This window comes from Hymenobacter lucidus, assembly GCF_020447265.1.
GTDB lineage: Bacteria > Bacteroidota > Bacteroidia > Cytophagales > Hymenobacteraceae > Hymenobacter > Hymenobacter lucidus.
Genome location: NZ_JAJADR010000005.1, coordinates 364,598 through 387,068 on the forward strand (window position 1 = coordinate 364,598; position 22,471 = coordinate 387,068).

The 22,471-nt window shown below is 57.9% G+C and carries 23 protein-coding genes; 19 read left to right on the forward strand and 4 right to left on the reverse strand.

Annotation, left to right across the window (positions count from 1 at the left end; translation table 11 throughout):
* Positions 1–67: 67 nt before the first annotated feature.
* Positions 68–2,158, reverse strand: coding sequence for a T9SS type A sorting domain-containing protein (locus LGH74_RS17800; RefSeq protein ID WP_226177695.1), 2,091 nt, complete (start codon positions 2,156–2,158; stop codon positions 68–70).
* Between the two features lie 323 nt (positions 2,159–2,481).
* Between LGH74_RS17800 and pruA the strand changes: the two genes are divergently transcribed.
* The 15 genes from pruA (at position 2,482) to LGH74_RS17875 (ending at position 15,306) form a co-directional block, all read left to right on the forward strand.
* A complete protein-coding gene (pruA, locus tag LGH74_RS17805) occupies positions 2,482–4,146 on the forward strand; it encodes an L-glutamate gamma-semialdehyde dehydrogenase (RefSeq protein WP_226177697.1) in 1,665 nt (554 codons plus the stop codon).
* A gap of 318 nt (positions 4,147–4,464) precedes the next feature.
* The gene (locus tag LGH74_RS17810) at positions 4,465–4,860 is read left to right on the forward strand and encodes an NADH-quinone oxidoreductase subunit A (protein WP_226177699.1); all 396 of its coding nucleotides are present in this window, start codon (positions 4,465–4,467) and stop codon (positions 4,858–4,860) included.
* Between the two features lie 78 nt (positions 4,861–4,938).
* Complete coding sequence (locus tag LGH74_RS17815) at positions 4,939–5,496, forward strand: NADH-quinone oxidoreductase subunit B (protein ID WP_073109614.1); 558 nt, start codon at positions 4,939–4,941, stop codon at positions 5,494–5,496.
* Positions 5,497–5,565: 69 nt separating this feature from the next.
* Positions 5,566–6,135, forward strand: coding sequence for an NADH-quinone oxidoreductase subunit C (locus LGH74_RS17820; RefSeq protein ID WP_226177700.1), 570 nt, complete (start codon positions 5,566–5,568; stop codon positions 6,133–6,135).
* A gap of 18 nt (positions 6,136–6,153) precedes the next feature.
* On the forward strand, positions 6,154–7,419 hold the full coding sequence (gene nuoD / locus LGH74_RS17825) for an NADH dehydrogenase (quinone) subunit D (RefSeq protein ID WP_226177701.1): 1,266 nt from the start codon (positions 6,154–6,156) through the stop codon (positions 7,417–7,419).
* Between the two features lie 21 nt (positions 7,420–7,440).
* On the forward strand, positions 7,441–8,016 hold the full coding sequence (locus LGH74_RS17830) for an NADH-quinone oxidoreductase subunit NuoE family protein (protein WP_226177702.1): 576 nt from the start codon (positions 7,441–7,443) through the stop codon (positions 8,014–8,016).
* Between the two features lie 27 nt (positions 8,017–8,043).
* On the forward strand, positions 8,044–9,384 hold the full coding sequence (gene nuoF / locus LGH74_RS17835) for an NADH-quinone oxidoreductase subunit NuoF (RefSeq protein ID WP_226177703.1): 1,341 nt from the start codon (positions 8,044–8,046) through the stop codon (positions 9,382–9,384).
* Positions 9,385–9,431: 47 nt separating this feature from the next.
* Positions 9,432–10,439 (forward strand): NADH-quinone oxidoreductase subunit G, encoded by a 1,008-nt coding sequence (locus LGH74_RS17840; protein ID WP_226177704.1) that lies wholly within the window; start codon positions 9,432–9,434, stop codon positions 10,437–10,439.
* A 4-nt stretch (positions 10,440–10,443) separates the two neighbouring features.
* Positions 10,444–11,526: an NADH-quinone oxidoreductase subunit NuoH gene (nuoH, locus tag LGH74_RS17845; RefSeq protein ID WP_262904686.1), complete on the forward strand. Its 1,083-nt coding sequence runs from the start codon at positions 10,444–10,446 to the stop codon at positions 11,524–11,526.
* 8 nt (positions 11,527–11,534) lie between these two features.
* Positions 11,535–12,125 carry a NuoI/complex I 23 kDa subunit family protein gene (locus tag LGH74_RS17850; RefSeq protein WP_226177705.1) on the forward strand — a complete coding sequence of 197 codons (591 nt, stop codon included), beginning with the start codon at positions 11,535–11,537 and terminating at the stop codon, positions 12,123–12,125.
* A gap of 71 nt (positions 12,126–12,196) precedes the next feature.
* Positions 12,197–12,718, forward strand: a complete 522-nt coding sequence (locus tag LGH74_RS17855) for an NADH-quinone oxidoreductase subunit J family protein (RefSeq protein WP_226177706.1) — start codon at positions 12,197–12,199, stop codon at positions 12,716–12,718.
* 7 nt (positions 12,719–12,725) lie between these two features.
* Positions 12,726–13,238: a DUF2314 domain-containing protein gene (locus tag LGH74_RS17860; protein WP_226177707.1), complete on the forward strand. Its 513-nt coding sequence runs from the start codon at positions 12,726–12,728 to the stop codon at positions 13,236–13,238.
* Positions 13,239–13,311: 73 nt separating this feature from the next.
* A complete protein-coding gene (locus LGH74_RS25225) occupies positions 13,312–13,866 on the forward strand; it encodes a suppressor of fused domain protein (RefSeq protein ID WP_226177709.1) in 555 nt (184 codons plus the stop codon).
* A 56-nt stretch (positions 13,867–13,922) separates the two neighbouring features.
* A complete protein-coding gene (locus tag LGH74_RS17870; RefSeq protein ID WP_226177711.1) occupies positions 13,923–14,549 on the forward strand; it encodes a hypothetical protein in 627 nt (208 codons plus the stop codon).
* A 115-nt stretch (positions 14,550–14,664) separates the two neighbouring features.
* A complete protein-coding gene (locus LGH74_RS17875; protein WP_226177713.1) occupies positions 14,665–15,306 on the forward strand; it encodes a hypothetical protein in 642 nt (213 codons plus the stop codon).
* A 159-nt stretch (positions 15,307–15,465) separates the two neighbouring features.
* On the opposite strand, the gene LGH74_RS17880 is transcribed toward LGH74_RS17875, so the two are convergent.
* The 3 genes from LGH74_RS17880 to LGH74_RS17890 all read right to left on the reverse strand — a co-directional run bounded on the left by LGH74_RS17880 (position 15,466) and on the right by LGH74_RS17890 (position 16,730).
* Positions 15,466–15,624 (reverse strand): hypothetical protein, encoded by a 159-nt coding sequence (locus tag LGH74_RS17880; protein WP_226177715.1) that lies wholly within the window; start codon positions 15,622–15,624, stop codon positions 15,466–15,468.
* Positions 15,625–15,645: 21 nt separating this feature from the next.
* The gene (locus LGH74_RS17885; RefSeq protein ID WP_226177717.1) at positions 15,646–16,035 is read right to left on the reverse strand and encodes a DUF1682 domain-containing protein; all 390 of its coding nucleotides are present in this window, start codon (positions 16,033–16,035) and stop codon (positions 15,646–15,648) included.
* Between the two features lie 131 nt (positions 16,036–16,166).
* Positions 16,167–16,730: an RNA polymerase sigma factor gene (locus LGH74_RS17890; protein ID WP_226177719.1), complete on the reverse strand. Its 564-nt coding sequence runs from the start codon at positions 16,728–16,730 to the stop codon at positions 16,167–16,169.
* Positions 16,731–17,057: 327 nt separating this feature from the next.
* Here LGH74_RS17890 and nuoK point away from each other — a divergent pair, with 327 nt between their 5' ends.
* From nuoK to LGH74_RS17910, 4 genes are all read left to right on the forward strand, one after another.
* Positions 17,058–17,390: an NADH-quinone oxidoreductase subunit NuoK gene (nuoK, locus tag LGH74_RS17895; protein WP_100339108.1), complete on the forward strand. Its 333-nt coding sequence runs from the start codon at positions 17,058–17,060 to the stop codon at positions 17,388–17,390.
* A gap of 139 nt (positions 17,391–17,529) precedes the next feature.
* On the forward strand, positions 17,530–19,512 hold the full coding sequence (gene nuoL / locus LGH74_RS17900) for an NADH-quinone oxidoreductase subunit L (protein WP_226177720.1): 1,983 nt from the start codon (positions 17,530–17,532) through the stop codon (positions 19,510–19,512).
* Between the two features lie 60 nt (positions 19,513–19,572).
* Positions 19,573–21,030, forward strand: a complete 1,458-nt coding sequence (locus tag LGH74_RS17905; protein WP_226177721.1) for a complex I subunit 4 family protein — start codon at positions 19,573–19,575, stop codon at positions 21,028–21,030.
* A gap of 18 nt (positions 21,031–21,048) precedes the next feature.
* Positions 21,049–22,446 (forward strand): NADH-quinone oxidoreductase subunit N, encoded by a 1,398-nt coding sequence (locus tag LGH74_RS17910; RefSeq protein ID WP_226177722.1) that lies wholly within the window; start codon positions 21,049–21,051, stop codon positions 22,444–22,446.
* Positions 22,447–22,471: the final 25 nt, after the last annotated feature.

Sequence of the window (22,471 nt, forward strand, 5' to 3'; positions counted from 1 at the left end):
AAAAAAGGCCAGTCTGCGTGGGCAGACTGGCCTTTTTTACAACAAGAAGCTGACTAAATCCGGCGGGCTAGTGCAGCACCTGCACCCGCTTGTGAAAGGTTTGCCCATTCACCGAGCAAGAGAGGGAGTATACGCCGGCCGGCAACTCGTGCGTGTCAATCTGCACCTTGGGGGCCGGGCTGCTGCCCTGCGCCAGCACGCGGCCCAGGTTGTCGCGCAGGGTATAGGTCAGCACCAGAGGCTTATCCGAGTCGGCTTTTTTCAGCAGCGCGGCGGGGGCTACTATTACCTCGAAGCTGGTATTGCTGGGGTTGGGGAATACTTCCAGCTCGTCGCTGCTGCCGGCCAGGGCGTTGCCGGCTTGCTGCTTGCTGCTGCGCCAGCTCTGCCCGTCGCCGCCGGTGTAGGGCGCGGTGCGGTAGCCGCGGTAGATGGTCGAGGACAGGCCGCAGGCGTTGGTGACGGTGCACGAGAGCTCAAAGTACTGGTCGTAGCCCCAGGGTGCTTCCACGTAAATCGACGAGGTATTACCTAGTATGCCGTTGGCCCCGCTCAGCGTCCACTGATACGATACGGCGCCTTCCAGCTCGGGGCGCGACACGCCGGCGGCCATTTCGAAGCCGCTGCCCTGCGGAATATAGTATTCACCCGGCCCCCGCTCGAAAGTGGCCGAGGGGCCACCCACCCACACTTGCCGCGTGAGCGTGACAGGGCTGGAAAAGCAGCCATAGGTGCTAGTGTAGCTGGCTTTCACGGTCAGAATGCCATTGTAGCCCGCCGCGGGCGTCACGTTGTAATAGGCTTTGCTCCACGAAGCACCCTGGGCCGTGCCCGTGCCCGCCTCAGCCGGCTCTATCGACCAGGTGATGCCGCCATTGGTTGCGAAGGGGTCGGCAGTGGGCACATCAAACGTCAGGTTGCCATTGGCGCAGAGCAGCGTGCCGGAGTTGCCGATTTTCTGATTTTTCAGGTCCGCAATAATACCGGCATCGAGGGCAAACCACTGGAACAGCGTAGCTACCGACCGAATGGCAAAATTGAAGTTGACATTGGCAATCTGGGCCGTGTTGATGGTGTTGGGCGAAGTCCAGTTGAAGGAGTTGTACACGGCATTGATGTGGGCGTTGGAGCCCTGCGACAGGTTGGCGTCGCCGTAGCCGAACGACTGGTAGCCGCCCCGGTGGAAAGCGCCCATATCGGCATAGTTCACCCCGCTGGGAAAGAAATCGGCCAGCTGGTTGACCGTGTAGAACAGGTACTTGGCTCGTTCCCGGTCATTGGGCAGGCAATAGATGTCCGAAAGGATGCCCCCCTGTTGGGCCGCCGTGGCCGCCGACCAGCTGTAGGCGGGGTAGTTTCCACCTGGGTCACTTTCGCACACGTTCAGGTTGTTGTTCGACGCGTAAGTGTTGCCCATGTCGTTTTCGTAGTGGTCGGGCAGGTTGGCCGGGCAGGGGTGCAGGTGCGAATGGGTGTGGGCCGGCACGCTCATGTCGCCGAGCAGGTGCGCTACGCGTCCCAGCAGCTGCAGAGCCACGGGCCGGCCGAAGCTTTGGTTAAACTGCGGCCAGTGATAGTAGTTGGTACGGCCACTGCCATCGGTATTGCTGATGCCTTCCAGGAAATAGTTTCCCTTGTAGAGCTCGGGCAAGGAAGTATACGTGATGATATAGTTGCGCACGGTGCCGGAGCCAGGCATTATAAACGGGATGGTGACGTCGTGGGCGCCGTTGCGGTCCTGGCAGAACAGATACACGCGGGCTTTTTCCCAGGCGTTGGGCGCCTTCGAGCTGCCCGTAATGTTGAGCGGCATCGACTCGTAATTTTCATTGGAATTGTCGGCATCCCAGAAGTGGGTGATGGAGGGCGTCAGGTTATTTGCGCCCAGCTTGTAGCCATACACCGGGTCTTCGGAGTCTTCGCGCCAGGCACCAATGCCGATGGGGTAGCTGTTGTTGAAGGGCTGGCTGTCACTGCCTTTGCCGTGGAAGTTCAGCCCAATGGCATCACGCAAGGCAGGAATAGCGCCAATCTGCTGCTCCAGATACAGATACGACTGTTTCACCATATACTGGTGCACCCACTCTTTGTGGGCAAATGCGGGCCGCTGGCTGAACCACAGGCCCAGAAACATTGTCAGAGATAGAAGTTTTTTCATGAGAAATAGAATATAGAATGAGGAAGATGAATGACTCGCAATAGCCGGGGCAGCGCCTGCACCGCTCAGGGCGCCGTAGCTTACTTTCCGAAAGGTGGTTAAGGCCTTGCACCGCGCTAATTTTATTACACCAATGCCCACATTCACAGGATCAAGCAGCCAGTAGCGGCCATTCACAAAGTTGGAAGGCTCCCTAACGCCTGTCGGCTGCCGTTCCGGATTTTGGCAGGCGGCTAAACGCTTGCACGGTAGCATTCCCAAATCTGGGCGGTACCTTTGCGCGGCACCCTCCCAAAACGAAAACCCAAATCCAGCACCTTACTATGGCTAACGGCTTTTTCAACGTCCCGACCCCGATCAATGAGCCCGTGAAGGGCTACGCGCCCAACTCGCCCGAGCGGGTAGAGCTGCTCAAGACCCTCAAAGAGCTCAAGCAGCAGCAGCGCGACATCCCGATGCACATCGGCGGAGAGGAAGTACGCACCGGTAAAACCCAGAATATCACCCCACCCCACGACCACCAGCACGTGCTGGGCCAGTTCCACGAAGGCGACGCCTCGCACGTGCAGCAGGCCATTGATGCCGCCCTGGCCGCCCGCCCGCTGTGGGCCGAAATGCCCTGGGAGCACCGCGCCGCCATTTTCCTGAAAGCCGCCGACCTGCTGGCCGGCCCCTACCGGGCGCGCATCAACGCGGCTACTATGTTGGCCCAAAGCAAGAATGCCTTCCAGGCCGAAATCGACGCGGCCTGCGAGCTGATTGACTTTTTCCGGTTCAACGTGCACTTCATGCAGCAGATCTACCAGCAGCAGCCCGAGAGCCTGCCCGGTATGTGGAACCGCCTGGAGCACCGTCCGCTGGAAGGCTTCGTGTTTGCCCTCACGCCCTTCAACTTCACTTCCATTGCCGCCAACCTGCCCGCCTCGGTGGCCATGATGGGCAACGTGGTGGTGTGGAAGCCTGCCAATACCCAGATCTACTCGGCCCAGGTGCTGATGGAGCTCTTCAAGGAAGCTGGTGTGCCCGATGGCGTCATCAACCTGGTGTATGTGGATGGCCCCACCGCCGGCGACGTTATCTTCAAGCACCGCGACTTTGCCGGTATCCACTTCACCGGCTCTACGGGCGTGTTCCAGAACATCTGGAAGACCATCGGCCAGAACATTGCTTCCTACAAGAGCTACCCGCGCATCGTGGGCGAAACCGGCGGCAAGGACTTTATCCTGGCCCATCCTTCGGCGCACGCCAAGGCTGTGGCCGTGGGCATGAGCCGGGGCGCGTTTGAGTACCAGGGCCAGAAATGCTCGGCGGCTTCGCGGGTATACCTGCCCTCCAACTTGGCCGACGAAATTCTGGGCTACGTGAAGGAAGACCTGGCCTCGTTCAAGATGGGCGACGTGGAAGACTTTTCGAACTTCATTAACGCCGTTATCAGCGAAACCTCGTTTGATAAGCTGGCCAAGTATATCGATGGCGCCAAGGCCGACCCGAACGCCGAAATCGTGGCTGGCGGCAACTACGACAAGTCGAAAGGCTACTTCGTGGAGCCCACCGTCATCGTGACCAAGGACCCGAAGTATGTAACCATGTGCGAGGAGCTGTTTGGCCCCGTGCTTACCGTGCACATCTACGACGCCGACAAGTTTGAGGAGACGCTGGAACTAGTCGACACGACTTCGCCTTACGCCCTCACCGGCGCCATCTTCGCCCAGGACCGCTACGCCATCGACCTGGCCTCGAAGAAGCTGGTACACGCGGCCGGCAACTTCTACATCAACGACAAGCCCACCGGCGCCGTGGTGGGCCAGCAGCCCTTCGGCGGCGCCCGCGCCTCCGGCACCAACGACAAGGCTGGCTCCATGCTGAACCTGCTGCGCTGGGTGTCGCCGCGCGCCATCAAGGAAACCTTCGTGCCGGTTACGGACTATCGCTACCCGTTCCTGGGCTCGGCCCCGGCCGAAGACCTGAACCGGGACAAGGGGCTGTAGGCCGCTTGGTTTTGAGAATTAAAAAGGCCGCTCCGGAATTTCGGAGCGGCCTTTTGCTTGATCATATGTTGCGTAATAAAGTAGCTGTTTCGCACCCAAAACACTTGTGAGGCAGCCCTAAATCCTTTTCTGAAGCTAGTCGCGTCTCACTGGGGCAGCTTAAAGTGCAGCTGGGGGCGGAACCATATGGTCAAAACTTAATTTGTCCAAATAGATACCATTCCGACCCCCACCCACCGTAACCTTTGTTCCCAAGCCTTCAAGCGCTACCTTTGCCCTCCAACGCCCATTTCAAAGGGCCTTTAACTGCTGAATCGTATGCTTCTCGCCGTCACGACTAATTACCAGCCGGTTGATTTTCTGCCTATTGTGGTGCAATTCGGCCTAGCCATTGCCTTCGTCGCCTTCGCCATGATTGTATCCCACCTCGTGGGTCCCAAGCGCCAGAGCAAGGTGAAAGACTCCTCGTTTGAGTGCGGTATCGAATCGGTGGGCAACGCCCGCACCCCGATTTCGATTAAATACTTCCTCACGGCTATCCTCTTCGTGCTCTTCGACGTGGAGGTAATCTTTATGTATCCCTGGGCCGTGAACTTCCGCACCCTGGGCATGGAAGGCTTCATTCAGATGATTGTATTCCTGACGCTGCTGATGGCGGGCTTTGCCTACGTCATCAAAAAGGGCATTCTGAAGTGGACCGGCACGCACGCCTAAGTCCAACTCATCCAAACTTTTGCCGGCGCGCTGGTGTTCGGATAAGGGGATAATAACCCCTCCAAACTGACAAATCTCATGAGCGATATTCGTGTTCCTGAAATAAAGATGGTGGACGCGCCCGACGGCGTGGAAGGCGCGGGCTTTTTTGCTACGTCCCTGGAGTCGGTAGTAGGTATGGCCCGGGCCAACTCCCTGTGGCCGTTGCCCTTCGCCACTTCCTGCTGCGGCATCGAGTTCATGGCTACCATGGGCTCCCACTACGACATCTCCCGCTTCGGCTCGGAGCGCCCCTCCTTCTCGCCCCGGCAGGCCGACCTGCTGATGGTGATGGGTACCATTGCCAAGAAAATGGCGCCCATCGTGAAGCAGGTGTACGAGCAGATGGCCGAGCCCCGCTGGGTGCTGGCCATGGGTGCCTGCGCCTGCTCGGGTGGCATCTTCGACTCCTACTCCGTGCTCCAGGGCATCGACCGGATCATCCCCGTCGATGTGTACGTGCCCGGCTGCCCGCCCCGCCCCGAGCAGGTGCTCGACGGCCTGATGCGCGTCCAGGATTTGGCCCGCACCGAATCGATTCGCCGTCGCAACGCGCCCGAGTACCAGGCGCTGCTGGCTTCTTACAACATCAAGTAAATTGACGCTGGCCCTTTCGGTACTCTGCCGAAAGGGCCAGTTTCTGCCTCTTAGCTTCTCGCAATAGGAATGGCTGAAAATACCCAAGAATCCGCGGCAGCACCTCAGGAAGCTGCGGCCCCGCTGGACCCGCAAGCAGTGAAGAATGCCCAGTTGCTGGCGCTACTGCACCGCCTGTTCGGCGCCGACGCGTTTACCGATGTGCACGAGCCCTACGGTTTGCTGACGGTGACGACCACCCGGGAGCGGATTCACGAAATCATTGCCGGCCTGCAGCAGGACCAGGAGCTGCAGCTTCACTTCCTGACCACGATGTGCGGCATTCACTACCCCGAAAACGAGGGCAAGGAGCTGGGCATGATTTACCACGTGCACAGCCTGGTAAACAACCTGCGTCTGCGCATCAAGATTTTCTTCCCCATTGCCGACCCCGTCGTGCCTACGCTCACCGACCTCTACGCCACGGCCAACTGGATGGAGCGCGAGGCCTACGACTTCTACGGCATTATCTTCACGGGCCACCCCAACCTGATCCGCATTCTGAATGTGGAGGATATGGACTACCACCCCATGCGTAAGGAATACGCGCTGGAAGACGGTACCCGCGAAGACAAAACAGACCTTTTCTTCGGCCGCTAGGCCCCTGATTTATACATCATGGCAGTAAACGACACGCTGGAAGGTACCCACAAGATCATCCAGGAAGCCAAGGAACAGCAGCAGAACAGCGGCCTCGTTCCCACGCTCAACGACTTCAGCCAGGAGCTGACGACCCTGAACCTGGGTCCGACGCACCCGGCCACGCACGGCATTTTCCAGAACATCCTGCAAATGGATGGGGAGCGGATTATTTCGGGTGTCCCGACTATTGGCTACATCCACCGGGCCTTTGAGAAGATTGCCGAACGCCGGCCCTTCTACCAAATCACGCCCCTCACCGACCGGATGAACTACTGTTCCAGTCCCATCAACAACATGGGCTGGCACATGACGGTAGAGAAGCTGCTCGGCGTGACGGTGCCCAAGCGCGCCCAGTACATGCGCGTTATTGCCATGGAGCTGGCCCGCATCACCGACCACTTGATCTGCAACTCCATCCTGGGCGTGGACACCGGAGCCTTTACCGGCTTCCTGTACGTGTTCCAGGAGCGGGAGAAAGTGTACGAGATTTACGAGGAAATCTGCGGGGCCCGCCTCACCACTAATATGGGCCGTGTGGGCGGCATGGAGCGCGACTTTTCGGATGTCGCCATTCAGAAGCTGCGCGACTGGCTCAAGACCTTCCCCGCGGTGATGAAGGAGTTTGAGTCCATGTTCAACCGCAACCGCATCTTCATGGACCGCGTGGTGAACGTGGGCCCGATTACGGCGGAAAAGGCGCTGAACTACGGCTTCACCGGCCCCAACCTACGCGCCGCCGGCGTTGATTACGACGTGCGGGCCATGAACCCCTACTCTTCTTACGAGGATTTCGACTTTGAAATTCCCGTGGGCACCAAGGGCGACACCTACGACCGGTTCATGGTGCGCAACGAGGAAATCTGGCAGAGCCTGCGCATTATCAACCAAGCCCTGGAAAACCTGCCCGAAGGTCCTTTCCATGCCGATGCCCCGCACTACTACCTGCCTCCCAAGCAGGCCGTGTACAAGAACATGGAGGCCCTGATCTACCACTTCAAAATCATCATGGGTGAGATTGAAGCACCGGTGGGCGAGGTATACCACTCCGTGGAAGGCGGCAACGGCGAGCTGGGCTTCTACCTGATTTCCGACGGGGGCCGTACGCCCTACCGCCTGCATTTCCGCCGCCCCTGCTTCATTTACTACCAGGCCTACCCCGAAATGGTGGTGGGCAGCAGCCTCTCCGACGCCATCGTGACCTTGTCGTCGATGAACGTAATTGCCGGCGAGTTGGACGCGTAGTTTTTTGCTGAATTTGACTTTATGGAATCGACAACCGCGCCCGTGAAACCCCAGTTTTCGGAAGCTGCCAAGGCTGAAATAGACCGTATCTGCAAGCAATACCCGGAGGAGCGCCGCAAGTCGGCCATGCTGCCGGTGCTGCACATTGCCCAGGCCGAATTTGGCGGCTGGGTAGCCCCGGAGGTGCAGGACTTGGTGGCCGAGGTATTGGGCGTGAAACCCATCGAGGTGTACGAGGTTTCGACCTTTTACACCATGTTCAACCTCAAGCCGGTAGGCAAGCACGTGCTGGAAATCTGCCGCACGGGCCCTTGCCAGCTGCGCGGCTCCGACGAGCTGACCTTGGAGCTGGAGCGTATCACCGGCGCCAAAGTCGGGGAAGGACCTTCGGCCGACGGCCTGTTTACCTTGAAAGAGGTGGAGTGCCTGGCCGCCTGCGGCTTTGCCCCGGTGGTGCAGGTGCGCGAGAAATACTACGAGCAACTGGACACCGAAGCTTCGGTGAATGCCATGCTCAGCGAGCTGCGCAACATGGTGCACCGCCCGGCGCTTCCCTGGGAAGAAAAAGGCCTACCCAACGCCGTAGCCAACAATTAACCTCTTTCAGCTTACCGCTCAGACACTATGGGACGCAAACTGCTGACCGAACATATCAATGTTGAAGGCATCGATACCTTTGAGGTATACCGCAAGCACGGCGGCTACCGCTCGGTGGAGAAGGCCCTCAAAACCATGACCCCCGACGAGGTGGTGGAAGAGGTGAAGAAGTCGGGCCTGCGCGGCCGTGGCGGCGCCGGTTTCCCTACGGGCCTGAAGTGGAGCTTTCTGGCCAAGCCCGAAGGCGTGCCGCGCTACCTCGTCTGCAACGCCGACGAATCGGAGCCGGGCACCTTCAAGGACCGGCAGTTGATGTCGAAACTGCCCCACCTGCTCATCGAGGGCATGATTACGAGCTCCTACGCCCTGGGCGCGAATACCTCGTACATCTACATCCGCGGCGAGTTGTTGTACGTGCTGCGTATCCTGGAAAAGGCCATTGCCGAAGCCTACGCGGCCGGGTTCCTGGGCAAGAATATCCTGGGCTCGGGCTACGACCTGGATTTGTACGTGCACCCCGGTGGGGGCGCCTACATCTGCGGGGAGGAAACGGCATTGCTCGAGTCTCTAGAGGGCAAGCGGGGCAACCCGCGCAACAAGCCCCCATTCCCCGCCGTGCAGGGTCTCTACGCCCGCCCCACGGTAGTGAACAACGTCGAATCCATTGCCGCCGTGCCGGTGATTGTGAATGACGGCGGCGACGAGTACGCCAAGATTGGCGTGGGCAAGAGCACCGGCACCAAGCTGATTTCGGCCTGTGGCCACCTCAACAAGCCCGGCATCTACGAAATTGAGCTGGGCGTGCCGGTCGAGGAATTCATCTACTCCGACGAGTACTGCGGCGGCATCTGGAAAGGCCGCGACCTGAAGGCCGTCGTAGCTGGCGGTTCGTCGGTGCCGATTCTACCCAAGGAGCTGATTCTGAAAACGGCGGCCGGTGAAAACCGCCTGATGACTTATGAGTCGCTGTCGGACGGCGGGTTCGTGACGGGCACCATGCTGGGTTCGGGAGGCTTCATTGCCATGGACGAAACTACCTGCATCGTGCGCAACACTTGGAACTTCAGCCGCTTCTACCACCACGAGTCGTGCGGGCAATGCTCGCCCTGCCGCGAGGGGACGGGTTGGCTCGAAAAAATCCTGCACCGCTTGGAGCATGGCCACGGCAATGAGCGCGACATCGACGTGCTGGCCAGCGTGGCCAAGCAAATCGAAGGCAACACGATTTGCCCACTGGGTGAAGCGGCTGCCTGGCCGGTTTCAGCCGCCATTCGCCACTTCCGCGACGAATTTGAGTGGCACATCCGCCACCCCCAGGAAGCTACCCGCCCCGGCGCGGTGTATCCCGGCAAAGCGGTACTGGCTTAATTTGTACTAACTGACTTTCACTTCCGTCCCTTAGGAAGCTCTGAATAATGGCTAAAATAACATTTGACGGCATCGAGGTTGACGTTCCGGACGGAACGACCATCCTCAACGCGGCCCGCACCATCGGCGGCGGCATCGTGCCCCCGGCCATGTGCTACTACACGCCGCTGAAAGGCTCGGGCGGCAAGTGCCGCGCCTGCCTCGTGCGCGTGGCGGCCGGCTCGGCCAAAGACCCCCGTCCCATGCCCAAGCTCGTCGCCTCGTGCGTGACGCCGGTGCAGGATGGCATGGTAGTCGAGAATACAACTTCCGAGCAGGTGCTCAACGTGCGCAAGGGCATCGTGGAAATGTTGCTCATCAACCACCCGCTGGACTGCCCCGTGTGCGACCAGGCCGGGGAGTGTGACCTCCAGAACTTTGCCTTCGAACACGGCGTGAGCACCACCCGCTACGAAGAGGAGCGCCGCACCTTCGAGAAAATCGACATCGGGCCGCTGATTCAGCTGCACATGACGCGCTGCATCCTGTGCTACCGTTGCGTGTACACCGCCGACCAGCTCACCGAGAAGCGCGTGCACGGCGTACTAGGCCGCGGCGACGCCGCCGAAATCGGTACCTACATCGAGAACATCATCGACAACGAGTTCAGCGGCAACGTCATCGACGTGTGCCCGGTGGGCGCGTTGACCGATAAAACCTTCCGCTTTAAGCAGCGGGTGTGGTTTACGAAACCCGTAAACGCCCACCGGGACTGCGAAAACCCCAAGTGCTGCGGTAAAGTGGTGCTCTGGTACAAGGGCAAGGACGTGCTGCGCGTGACGGCCCGCAAGGACCAGTACGGCGAGGTAAAGGAGTGGATTTGCAACACCTGCCGCTTCGACAAGAAGGAAACGTCCGACTGGACGCTGGAAGGCCCCGCCCACATCGACCGTTCGTCGGTGATTTCGGCCAACCACTACGAGCTGCCCGTGCTCAACGCCCAGGTAATTGCCGACTTGCCCGAAAGCTCCGTCCGCGACCTTGAACAGAATCCTCCCATGCGTTTAGGTAACTAATCTGATGATCGAACTACCAACCTTAGGCTGGCAATCCATTGTTATCCTCGTCGTATTCGGCGTTTCCCTGCTTATTGCCACGTATTGCACCTACGCCGAGCGAGTTATTGCCGCGTTTCTGCAGGACCGCGTAGGTCCGGACCGCGCCGGGCCTTTTGGCCTGCTGCAGCCCCTGGCCGACGCTGTGAAGCTGTTTACCAAAGAGGAATTCTTTCCGGCTGGTGCCAACAAAGCCCTGTTCATCATGGGCCCCTGCCTGGCTATGATTACGGCCCTGATGTCGTCGGCGGTAATTCCGTTCGGCAACGTCATTCAGTTTGGCAACAACGTCTTTAACCTGCAGGGCATTGAAGTCAACATCGGCATGCTGTGGGTGTTCGGCATTGTGTCGCTGGGCGTGTACGGCGTCATGATTGGGGGCTGGGCCTCCAACAACAAGTTCTCCCTGCTAGGCGCTATTCGGGCTGGCTCCCAGAACATTAGCTACGAGCTGGCTATGGGTATGGCGCTCATCGCCGTACTGATGATTTCGGGTACGTTGTCGTTGCGTGAAATCACGCTGCAACAGTCGCAAGCCGGTGAGTGGCACTTCTGGAACATCGTGAAGCAGCCTTTGGGCTTCATCATCTTCCTGGTCTGCGCCTTTGCCGAAACCAACCGCACGCCCTTCGACTTGCCCGAGTGCGAAACCGAGCTGGTGGGCGGCTACCATACCGAGTATAGCTCCATGAAAATGGGTCTGTACCTATTTGCCGAGTACGTAAACGTATTCGTGGCTTCGGCCGTGATGAGCGTGCTCTACTTTGGCGGCTTCAACTTTCCCTTTCAGTACGAGCTGCGCGACTGGTTGGTATCGGCCCAGAGCTGGGAGCTGATGTCGGCTCAGAACCTGATTTCCGTGCTCGGCCTGCTGGGTTTGTTCGGCAAGATCTTCGCCTTCATCTTCTTCTTCATGTGGGTGCGCTGGACCCTGCCCCGCTTCCGCTACGACCAACTGATGCGTCTGGGCTGGACCATCCTGATTCCGCTGGCCATCTTCAACATCCTGCTCACCGGTGGCCTGATTCTGGGCGGTATCATTAAGTAAGAGAACCTATGCAGTCCTTAAGCAATAGAGCGAAAAAGCTGGAGGCCAAGCCGATGACGCTGGCCGAGCGGGCTTACCTGCCGGCCATCTTCCAGGGCTTGAGCATTACCATGCGCCACTTTTTCCGGGCCGCTACCAAAAAGCAGGTAACGGTTCGATACCCCGAAGAGCAGCGTCCCTTCTCCCCCATCTTCCGCGGCTTACACGTGCTCAAGCGCGACGAGGTGGGCCGGGAGCGGTGCACGGCCTGCGGCCTCTGCGCCGTGGCCTGCCCGGCCGAAGCTATTACGATGGTAGCCGGTGAGCGGAAAAAGGGTGAGGAAAACCTCTACCGCGAAGAGAAGTACGCCGTCAGCTATGAGGTAAATATGCTGCGCTGCATTTTTTGCGGCCTCTGCGAGGAAGCCTGCCCGAAAGCCGCCGTGTACCTACAGCCCGACAAGATGGCCCCGCCACGCTTCGAGCGCGACGAGTTCATCTACGGCAAAGACCGCCTCGTGGAGCCCGTGGACCCCAATGCCCGTAGCATCCGCGGCATCCAGCTCACGCCCGAGCAGGCACACGCGCTGAGCCAGAAAACCAGCCAGCAACTTTCGTAGAACATCAATTCTCTTCCTCAGCTGAGGAGGAGAACTAGTTTTCTAGCTTTCCTAGCTTCAGCTTTCCGCCAATGGCCTCCTCTCCTTCCCTGTTTTTCTTCCTGTCGTTTGTAGCGCTGTTTGCGGCCCTGGGCGTGGTACTGGCCAAAAACCCGGTCCATAGCGTACTGTTCCTGATCCTGACGTTCTTTTCACTTTCGGGGCACTACCTGATTCTGAACGCGCAGTTTCTGGCCGCCGTCAATATCATCGTGTACGCCGGTGCCATCATGGTGCTGTTCCTGTTCGTGATTATGTTCCTGAACCTGAATGCCGACACGGAGCCCCACAAACCGATGCTAGCGAAGGTAGCCGCGGCCGTAACCGGTGGCCTGCTGTTGGTAGTAATGGTAGCCGCCCTGCGCGACGTGCAGCCCGGCACTACTTATAATGCTGCCGTCTTCAACTCCCAGATCGGGATGGTAAGCCAGTTGGGTATGATTCTCTACACCAAATACCTGCTACCCTTCGAGTTGGCCTCAGTGCTGTTTCTGGTAGCCATGGTGGGTGCCGTAATGCTGGCCAAGCGCGAAACCGGCGAGCGGAACTTCTAAAGCAACTATGCAGCTGCAACAGCTTCTCAAGATTCAGCTCCTGATTTCAGGAGCTGTTTTCTTTTTATCGGGGTGCAATCCAGCCGGTAAAGAACTTGGCTGGAGTGAGGAAACGCAGATATACAATGCTGAGGCAGACGACCTAATGATGGCTGCTGCTCAGCAGGAGAGTCGTAAGACCATTGGAGAATTTATAACTGCTTTAAAAAGTGGTGACACAACCGCCTATAATTTTGGTGTCAAAGCTGCTTTTCCCGCCGATGGATTCCAGGAGCACATCTGGCTAGGCAATCTGACTGTTAAAGGTGATTCCATATATGGAGTGATTGATAATGAACCAGAATACACTAAGGCCGTCATTATGGGGCAACGTGTAGCGATACACAAAGACTCAATTACCGATTGGAATTATACGAAGAACAGCAGACTGGTTGGCGGCTACTCTATTAGAGTAATCCGTAACCGTATGTCACCCAAGGAAAGAGCGGAATTCGACCAAGCTACAGAGTGGAAATTCTAGAACCGCAAAGCGGCGTCTGAGGCATCAGGCGCCGCTTTTGTTTATTCTGCAACCTACCGTTCTAATTTATGCAATGAGCTATATAACCAAGTGCAAAGAGCATTACGCAAGATTCTTCGGGCCTGAGAGTACCGTAAGGCATCTGGAAGCCGGTCCGCGAGAGAAGCTACATCCAACCTTCTTCGTTCTAGAGTTTCCTCCGGATCAGGTCCACGACTTTTGGATTTACAGCACAGTTGGCATGTCCTTAGATCGGGAAGACACTAATCTGATTGAGCTTTTTATTTACTCCCCTCAACAGGATGCTTCCTTGGTCGAATTGCTAACGGTTTGCGCTTCGTATCACAGGAATGTACTACCGCTGAATCTGCACCACACAGTGAACATCGGTCAGCCGTGGCTTAATAACTCAACGTGTGACCATGCTTTTATCTCCCTCCCGTACCTTGATGGCGAAGAACTGGAGCTGTTACAGCATACTGAAGCAACCACGCACTGCTACTGGCTTATTCCAATTACAAAGTCGGAAAGGGACTTTAAAATTGAGCAAGGGTACGAGGCACTGGAAGACTTATTTGAAGAAACTAGATTGGATTACCTAAACCCAGACCGGGCTTCTCTGGTATGACCGAAAGCGGCCGTTGAGGCGACAGATGCCGCTTGCCAATCTCGTAATTCCACTTTATGAGGAAGCCCCGCTCCTTCCGTCTGATTCGCTCGAAGCGCGCTTTCTTTGCTACTCTTTTCGTAGCTACGGCCACGGTGCTGGCGGTTTGGTTTGTTGGCCTGCGCCAGGATTGGAGTCTGTTCAAAGACTCGCTTATTTCTATTTCCATTCTATCCGTTTCGCTTTTTTCCTTCCTCACCATTGGCCTGTTTCTGGGCGTGAAGCTGCAGGATACGCTTGGCAACGTAACCGACCATATCCGGAAATTTCCTTTCGCGGACAACGTGCCGGACTTTGGCTTCGGCAGTGGCACGGGCAAGTCGGGCGGCAGTGACGGTGGTGGTCACGTGGAGGGGCACGGCGACGGCTGCAGCCACGACATCGGCGACATCTTCCTCTGGGTTATGGTGGCCCTACTAGTGGTGGTTCTGTTCTGGGCGGCTGCCGCGGTAGTGTGGGCCACTTTTCTGACCTGCACCGCCGTACTTTACTGGCTGTTCTTTCGCGCCCTGCGGTTCGTATTTCGACATTCCGCCACCTGCCGGGGCAATTTCAGCCGCAGCCTACGCTACGGCCTCACCTACACCACCTTGTACGTGAGCTGGCTGTACGCCATCATTCTGGCAGTACATTACTTGCGCTGAAATTTTCTGGCTTACCAGAGCTTGTGGGGCTTGTTGACGGCAATATGGAACGCGGAATATAGAAATTCGGCCATCTTTACCCGCAAAACAGGAAACCCACTTACTCGCACTGCTTATGAAGTTATTGAAGTCGATTGGCCAGACGGCCTTATTACTCACGGTTTTGGCCTGCTCGCGCGAAAAAGTACCCACCCAGGAAGTAGAAGGCTATAGCTTCTCCATCAATCCCAAGGGTTCTTCAGCACAAGAAACGGTTGGGATGATTCTGGGGCAGGTAAATGAGCAGCAGGCCCAAAAAGCCGCAGCCGACGGCAAAGACCAATATACGGGCTTGGGGCAAGTGCAGGAGGATGGCACGGTAGAAGTGCCGCAACCGCCGACTGACACCGACTACTTAGTTGTTTCCGACAGCACCGCGTTTCAGAAGATGCTGGAGAGGCAGACCTTTGGCGCTTTCCAGCCCAATGCCAAACCCATCGACTTCCGACACTACTTTGTCGTGTTGCTTATTCATCCGCCTGCCGCTTTTAGCGGGGCTACTTTCCTGGATGGTGTGGAGGCGGAAGTGGAAGCGGATAATACCGTCCGGCTGGAGCTGTCGTCGACAGCCCTACCGGCACCCACTACCCCAGGACTTACCTCTGGACAGTATGATCACCAGGTAAGCATCTATAGGATAGCAAAAAGAGACTTCAAACGGGCTCAGATTGTGTTTGACAATCAGCAGGACGCGCCTCCGGTATATGTAGCCCTGTAGCGTCGCGGCCAGCTGCCGGCGCACTGGCTGGCATTGCTAGTGCATCCTTTCCCAACGCAAAAGCGGCTCCTGAACAATCAGGAGCCGCTTTTGCGTTACGGTATGAGCCTACCCGAGCTTTGCTGTTAGCCACCTCCTCACTATATGGCCCTTCCAGAGCTACAGGCCCGATAACACCACAACGGGCACGAACACGAAGCGCACGGCGAAGGCCGCCTGAGGAATGTCGGCTACGGGGCCGTAGATGAAGCCTAGAATGGGGATGCTAAGCAGCAGGTGCAGCCCGCGGATAGCTTTGCGTTCGGTAGCGGCTTTCATGGCGAAGGCAGCAAACGGTTTTTACTCGGCAGTAGCCGGCTGCCCCATTTCGGGGGTCGAGCGACGCATCCAGGGTGGGCCGCAGCTGGCGCGCATTTTCTGGCGGAATTTTTCCTGTTCCTCCGGAGTCATGCCGGCCAGGCGTGATTCCATCTGCTTCTTCCAGTCGTTTTTGTGCTGCTGCCACTTACGGCTGAAGTCCGGGCGCCCTCCGCCCCCCCGGAAACCGGTGAGCAGGCGCGTAAGCAAGAGCAGGCCGATGGTTTGCCAGAAGGTGAGAACGGGGCCGTGAAACAGGTCGGGCACGAGCCAGTTCCACAGGCGCATCGTGACGAAGCCCATAACGGCCACGAACAGAATGCCAAGGAGAATGAATTTGAGGACGCGAAGCGGCCAGGGTTTCGGATTCATGTTGCTGTGGTGATTAAACGGTCAAGCAGAGGCGAAGCCGAAGCATCTCGCGTGCTGATGTTGAAATTAGGAAGCTGACGACTGCGGGCGAGATGCTTCGGCTTTGCCTCGGCATAACGTTCGTTCTTTCTTCAGTCAGTGAACAAGTTGTTGTAGAGCACTTGCAGGCGCTGACGCAGGTGCTGGACGGCGTAGTGCTTGCGCGAAATAAGGGTTTTGAGCGGCACCCCGGTTTCCTCGGCCAGCTCCTTAAAGCTCTTGCCTTCCAGCTCATGCCACACGAACACGTCACGCTGGTTTTTGGGGAGCTCATCGAGGGCTTCGGCCAGAGCTTCCATGAGCGTTTCGCGCAGGAGGCGGTTTTCGGGGGCATCGTCGTCGGCGGGCAGCACGTCGGCCAGCAGTAGGGCGCCTTCCTCGTTGTCGTCGGCGTAGCGGAGCATTTCCTCTTCCAGCGAGGCCGTCTTCTTTTTGCGGTAGAGGTCGGTGATACGGTTGCGGGCCACGCGAAATAGCCAGGAGGCCACTTTTTCCACGGGTTTGAGCATCCGGTAGCTTTCAACCAGCTCCCCGAAGACATCCTGCAGGATGTCTTCGGCGTCGGCCGGGTCGGGTACGCGGCGACGAATGAAGGCCAGCAGCCGGCCGCGCTGTTCCTGCACGGCCTCCTGAATCTGCCGGTCCTGTCCTCTCATCGTGCCTACGGGTAAGGCGTTTAGTGCAAGTGCGTCCATTCTGACTAACCAGACGCGCAAGGCGGAAAAATACTTTATCCACCGCAGAATATTTTGCGGAATATATAGCGGAGGCAGGCGCCGAATGGAACGGCTTGACTCCCTTCGCTCAACAGGACGCACGAATTAAATATTTCTAATTCCTTCCTGATGACCTATCCGTTCATGCAGCAACGGCCGGAACTGTACTTTTCCCTGTGGATTTACCGATTTTCAGGATACCTTTGCCAGCTAATTCACCCCGACTGCACTTTGGTCGGGCTTTGCCTTGTCCGCTGACCCCACTGCATGGAACAGACCATCCCGGAAGTCATTCGCACCGTCCCGCTTGAGTATTATATATACTTCGCCACGGCGCTATTTGCCATCGGCGTAACGGGCGTGCTTACCCGGCGCAATGCCATTATCATCTTCATGTGCGTCGAGTTGATGCTCAATGCGGTGAACGTGCTGCTGACGGCCTTTTCGGCCTACCGCTCCGACCCCAACGGCCAGATTTTCGTGTTTTTCATTATGGCCGTAGCTGCCGCCGAAGTTTCGGTCGGGCTGGGCATCATCGTCATGATTTACCGGAACTTCCAGAACACCGACGTCAACCTGCTTAACCGCCTTAAGTGGTAATGATAACTCGTTTGTCATCCTGAGCAGAGCAAAGGACCTTAGCACCGTAGAACGACGGCCATACTTACGCCCCGTTCCAGCGTGATAAGCTCTTTTGGAGGCTCAGGGCAACAAATGGCTTTCTTTTAGCATACCTCCTATGCAAGAAACTGTAATTCCCGCGGCCAGCGCGCCTTATTCCACGCTGCTGTACGTTCTGATTCCGCTGCTGCCATTCCTGGGCTTCCTCATCAATGGGCTGCTCAACAAAAAGCTTTCCGGCACGGTAGCCGGTGCTATCGGCAGCCTGATGGTACTGGGCTCCTTCCTGATTTCGGTGATGCTGTTCTGGGAGTTTCAACACCCTACGGCTCAGTGGCTGGCTCCCGGCGCCACTGCCCACCAGGCCTACACGGTGCGCCTGTTCGACTGGATTTCGGTCGGCACCCTGCAGATTCCTTTCACCTACCAGATTGACCAGCTCAGCCTGATAATGCTGCTGCTCGTCACGGGCGTGGGCTTCCTAATTCACGTCTACAGCATCGGCTACATGCACCACGACGAAAACGTGGGCAAGTTTTTCGCCTTCCTGAACCTGTTCGTGTTCAGCATGCTGGTGCTGGTGCTCGGGGCCAACTTCGTGATTCTGTTCATCGGCTGGGAAGGCGTAGGCCTTTGCTCTTACCTGCTTATCGGCTTCTGGAACAAGGACCACGGCAACAACAACGCCGCCAAGAAAGCCTTTATCATCAACCGCGTTGGCGACCTGGGCTTTCTGCTCGGTATCTTCCTGATCTACCTCACCTTCGACTCGGTACAGTACGCCGAGGTATTCCACAAGGCCTCCACGATGCAGATCGGTACGGGCGTCGTGACGGCCATTACCTTGCTGCTCTTCGTGGGCGCCATGGGTAAGTCGGCCCAGTTGCCGCTCTACACCTGGCTGCCCGACGCTATGGCCGGCCCCACCCCCGTGTCGGCCCTGATTCACGCCGCCACGATGGTAACGGCCGGTATCTACATGGTGCTGCGCTCCAACGTACTCTTCACCCTGGCCCCCGACACCCTCCACGTCGTTGCCTGGATTGGCGGCATCACCGCGCTGTTTGCCGCCTCCATCGGCTTGGCCCAGAACGATATTAAAAAGGTGCTGGCCTACTCCACGGTGTCGCAGCTCGGCTACATGTTTCTGGCCCTGGGCGTCATGGGCTATAGCACTTCGCTGTTTCACGTCCTTACCCACGCTTTCTTCAAGGCGCTGATGTTCCTGGGCGCGGGCTCCGTAATACACGCTATGAGCAACGAGCAGGACATTCGCCGCATGGGCGGCCTGCGCAAAGCGCTGCCCATTACGTTCCTCACGTTCCTTATCGGCTGCCTGGCCATTTCGGGCATTCCGCCGTTTTCGGGCTTCTTCTCCAAGGACGAAATCCTGGAGCACGTCTACCAGCACAACAAGATTCTGTGGGGCATCGGCATGGTTACGGCCTTCCTGACGGCCTTCTACATGTTCCGCCTGCTGTTCCTGACCTTCTTTGGCGAGTTCCGCGGCACCGAGGAGCAGAAGCATCACCTGCACGAGTCGCCGGCTTCGATGACGCTGCCGCTGATTGTGCTGGCCATCCTGGCGGCCGTGGGCGGCTTCATGGGCGCCCCGATGTTCGTGGGCAAGCACTACCTGGCCGATTACCTGGCTCCCCTGTTCACCTACTCAAAGGCGCTGAATCCCGAAGCCTTTGCCACCGAGTTGGACCACGGCACCGAGCTGATGCTCATCGGCCTGTCGGTAGCGGCTGGTGTGCTGGGTATTCTCTTCGCCTACGTGCAATACGTGAGCCGCAAGGTGCGGCCGTCCGAGGACGACGCCCACCGGTCGGCTCCAGAAAGTCTGGTTTACCACAAATACTACATCGACGAGCTGTATAACGCTTTGTTCGTACGGCCCGTCATGTGGCTTTCCACCGGCCTCTACCGCTTCGTGGAGCAAGGCATCATCGACCCGATTGTGAATGGCTTCGGCCGCGTCACGCTCGGCGGCGGGCAGCTGCTGCGCTACGTGCAAACTGGCTATGTGGGCCTCTACCTGATTCTGATTGTCGTCGGCATTGTGCTGGTGCTGGGCCTGAATCTTTTCCGCTTCTAACGCTTCCTCTGACGGCCGGCGCGGAAAATTTCCCCGGCTCCATCTGCATCTGATTAGCCAATGCTGACTGTCTTTCTCTTACTCTTTCCCGTCGCGGCGGCCCTGCTGCTGCACTTTGCCAAAGGCAACGCGGCCCGCGTAATGGCCCTGGGCGCGGCGCTGGTCGAATTCGTGGTGGCGGTGTACGCCGCCGTTGTGTCGCAGGTCACCGCCCAGACGCAGTTCGAAGTCAACGTGCCTTGGATTGCCTCGGCGGGTATCAACTTCCACGTCGGCATGGACGGGCTGAGTTTGGTGCTGGTGCTGCTCACCACGTTTCTGGTGCCGCTCATCATCCTGGCCTCCTTCCGCCACGACTACCCCAACGCCTCGGCCTTCTACGCCCTGATTCTGTTCATGCAGACGGGCCTGATCGGCGTATTCGTGTCGCTGGATGCCTTCCTGTTCTACTTCTTCTGGGAAGTAGCCCTGATTCCGATTTACTTTCTGGCTGGCGTCTGGGGCTCGGAGCGCCGCATTGCCGTCACGTTTAAATTTTTTCTGTACACCATCATCGGCTCGCTGTTTATGCTGGCCGCCTTCGTGTACCTCTACTTCCAGACCGGCATCAACGGCGCAGTTCGCTCCTCCGACATCATTGCCTTCTACAACCTCACGCTCAGCTCCGACCAGCAGGCCTGGGTGTTCTGGCTGATCTTCATTGCCTTCGCCGTGAAGATGCCGGTTTTCCCCTTCCACACCTGGCAGCCCGACACCTACACGGAGTCGCCAGCCCCGGCTACGATGCTGCTTTCGGGCATTATGCTCAAAATGGGTATCTACGGCACGCTGCGCTGGCTGCTGCCCGTAGTGCCCAAGGGCGTGAGCCACTGGGGCCCGCTGGTGATGGTGCTCTGCATTATCGGCATCATTTACGGCGCCATCATTGCCATCCGCCAGCGCGACGTGAAGCGCCTGATTGCCTATTCTTCCCTTTCCCACGTAGGCCTGATGGCCGCCGGCGTATTCTCGCTGACCATGATGGGCCTGCAGGGCACCGTGATTCAGATGCTGGCCCACGGCGTCAATGTGGTAGGTATGTTCTTCATTGCCGACATCATTCAGCGCCGCACCGGTACCCGCGACATTTCCGAGCTCGGCGGCCTGACCAAGCACACGCCCGTGCTGTCCGTTACCTTTCTGGTATTGCTGCTCAGTACTGTGGCCCTGCCCCTCACGGCCGGCTTCGTGGGTGAGTTCCTGCTGCTCGGCGGTGTGTATCAGTACAACCACTGGATGGGCGCCGTTGCCGGCGTTACCATTATTCTGGGCGCCGTGTACCTGCTGCGCATGTTCCAGCGCGTGATGCTGGGCCCCGACACGCAGTTTACCGCTACTATCAAGGACCTCACGGGCGCCGAGCTGGCCGTGCTGGTGCCGCTCATTCTGATGGTGTTCTGGATTGGCCTGTTTCCTGGCACGTTCATGCGCATCTCCGAGCCGGCCATCATGCAGATCATGACGATAGTCAACCGCTAAGCCCCCGATTCCGACGACATGACTTCTATCATTCTGCTCTCCGTCTTTGGCATCATTAATCTGTTTCTGGGCTTTCTGCGCTCCAACAAGATTCTGCTGCCGGCCGCTATGGTCATCCTGGCCATTGTTTTTGGGGCCAACCTCTACGACTGGAATGCGGCTCCCGAGTCGTACTTCAGCAACATGCTCACCATCGACCGGTATTCGGTGGCCTTCACCGGCATTGTGGTGCTCACCACGCTGCTGCTGATTCCCTTCTCCCAGAAATACGTGCGCGACGGTCAGGAAAACCTGGCTGAATACTATTCGCTGCTGCTCTTCTCGCTCGTGGGTGCCATCATGATGGTTAGCTACGACAACCTGCTGATGCTGTTCGTGGGCATCGAAATCCTGAGCGTATCGATGTACGTGCTGGCCGGCACCGACAAGCGCAACGTGCGCTCCAACGAGGCCGCGCTAAAATACTTTCTGATGGGCTCCTTCGCCACCGGCATCCTGCTCTTCGGCATTGCCCTGGTGTATGGTGCTACCGGCACCTTCCAGCTCACCCAGATCAACGCGGGTATCGTAAATCCGGCCAATGCCACGCTGCAGCCCATGCTGTATATCGGCATGCTGCTGATGTTCATCGGTATCAGCTTCAAGGTGTCGGCTGCGCCCTTCCACTACTGGACGCCCGACGTGTACGAAGGCACTCCCACCTTCTTCACGGCCTTCATGAGCACGGTGGTAAAAACCGCTGGTTTTGCCGCTTTCTTCAAGCTGCTGATGGCTGCCTTCTTCGCTGCCAAGGGCTTCTGGATTCCGACTATCATGGCCATCACCGTTCTGACGCTGCTGATCGGCAACGTGGGCGCCGTGGCTCAGAACAGCGTGAAGCGGATGCTGGCCTATTCGAGTATTTCGCACGCCGGTTACCTGTTCATTGCCCTGGTAGCCGTCAATGGCAAGCTGTCGGTCAACGCTCTGTTCTTTTACTCCCTGGCGTACTCGGTAGCCACCATTGCTGCTTTCGCCGTCCTGAAACTGGTATCCGACCAGCGCCAGCGCGAAGATTACGCCGGCTTCAACGGCCTGGCTAAAACCAACCCGCTGCTGGCTTTCGTGATGACCGTGGCCATGCTTTCTCTGGCCGGCATTCCGCTCACCGGCGGCTTTTTCGGCAAGTTCTTCACCTTCGGGGCCGCCATCGACCGGGGCTATATCGGGCTGATTGTTTTTGCCGTGCTCATGTCGATGGTCAGCATCTATTACTACCTGCGGCCCATCATTGCCATGTATATGCAGCCCGCCGAAGACGACAACGCTGAGCCCATCGTGGTCGGTGCGTTTCAGTCGGTAGTGCTAGTGGTGCTGGCCGTATTTACGCTCGTGCTGGGTATTCTGCCCGGTTTGTTCAGCGAAGTATTCAAGTAAGCATAAGCACGTTCTACGCTACTTC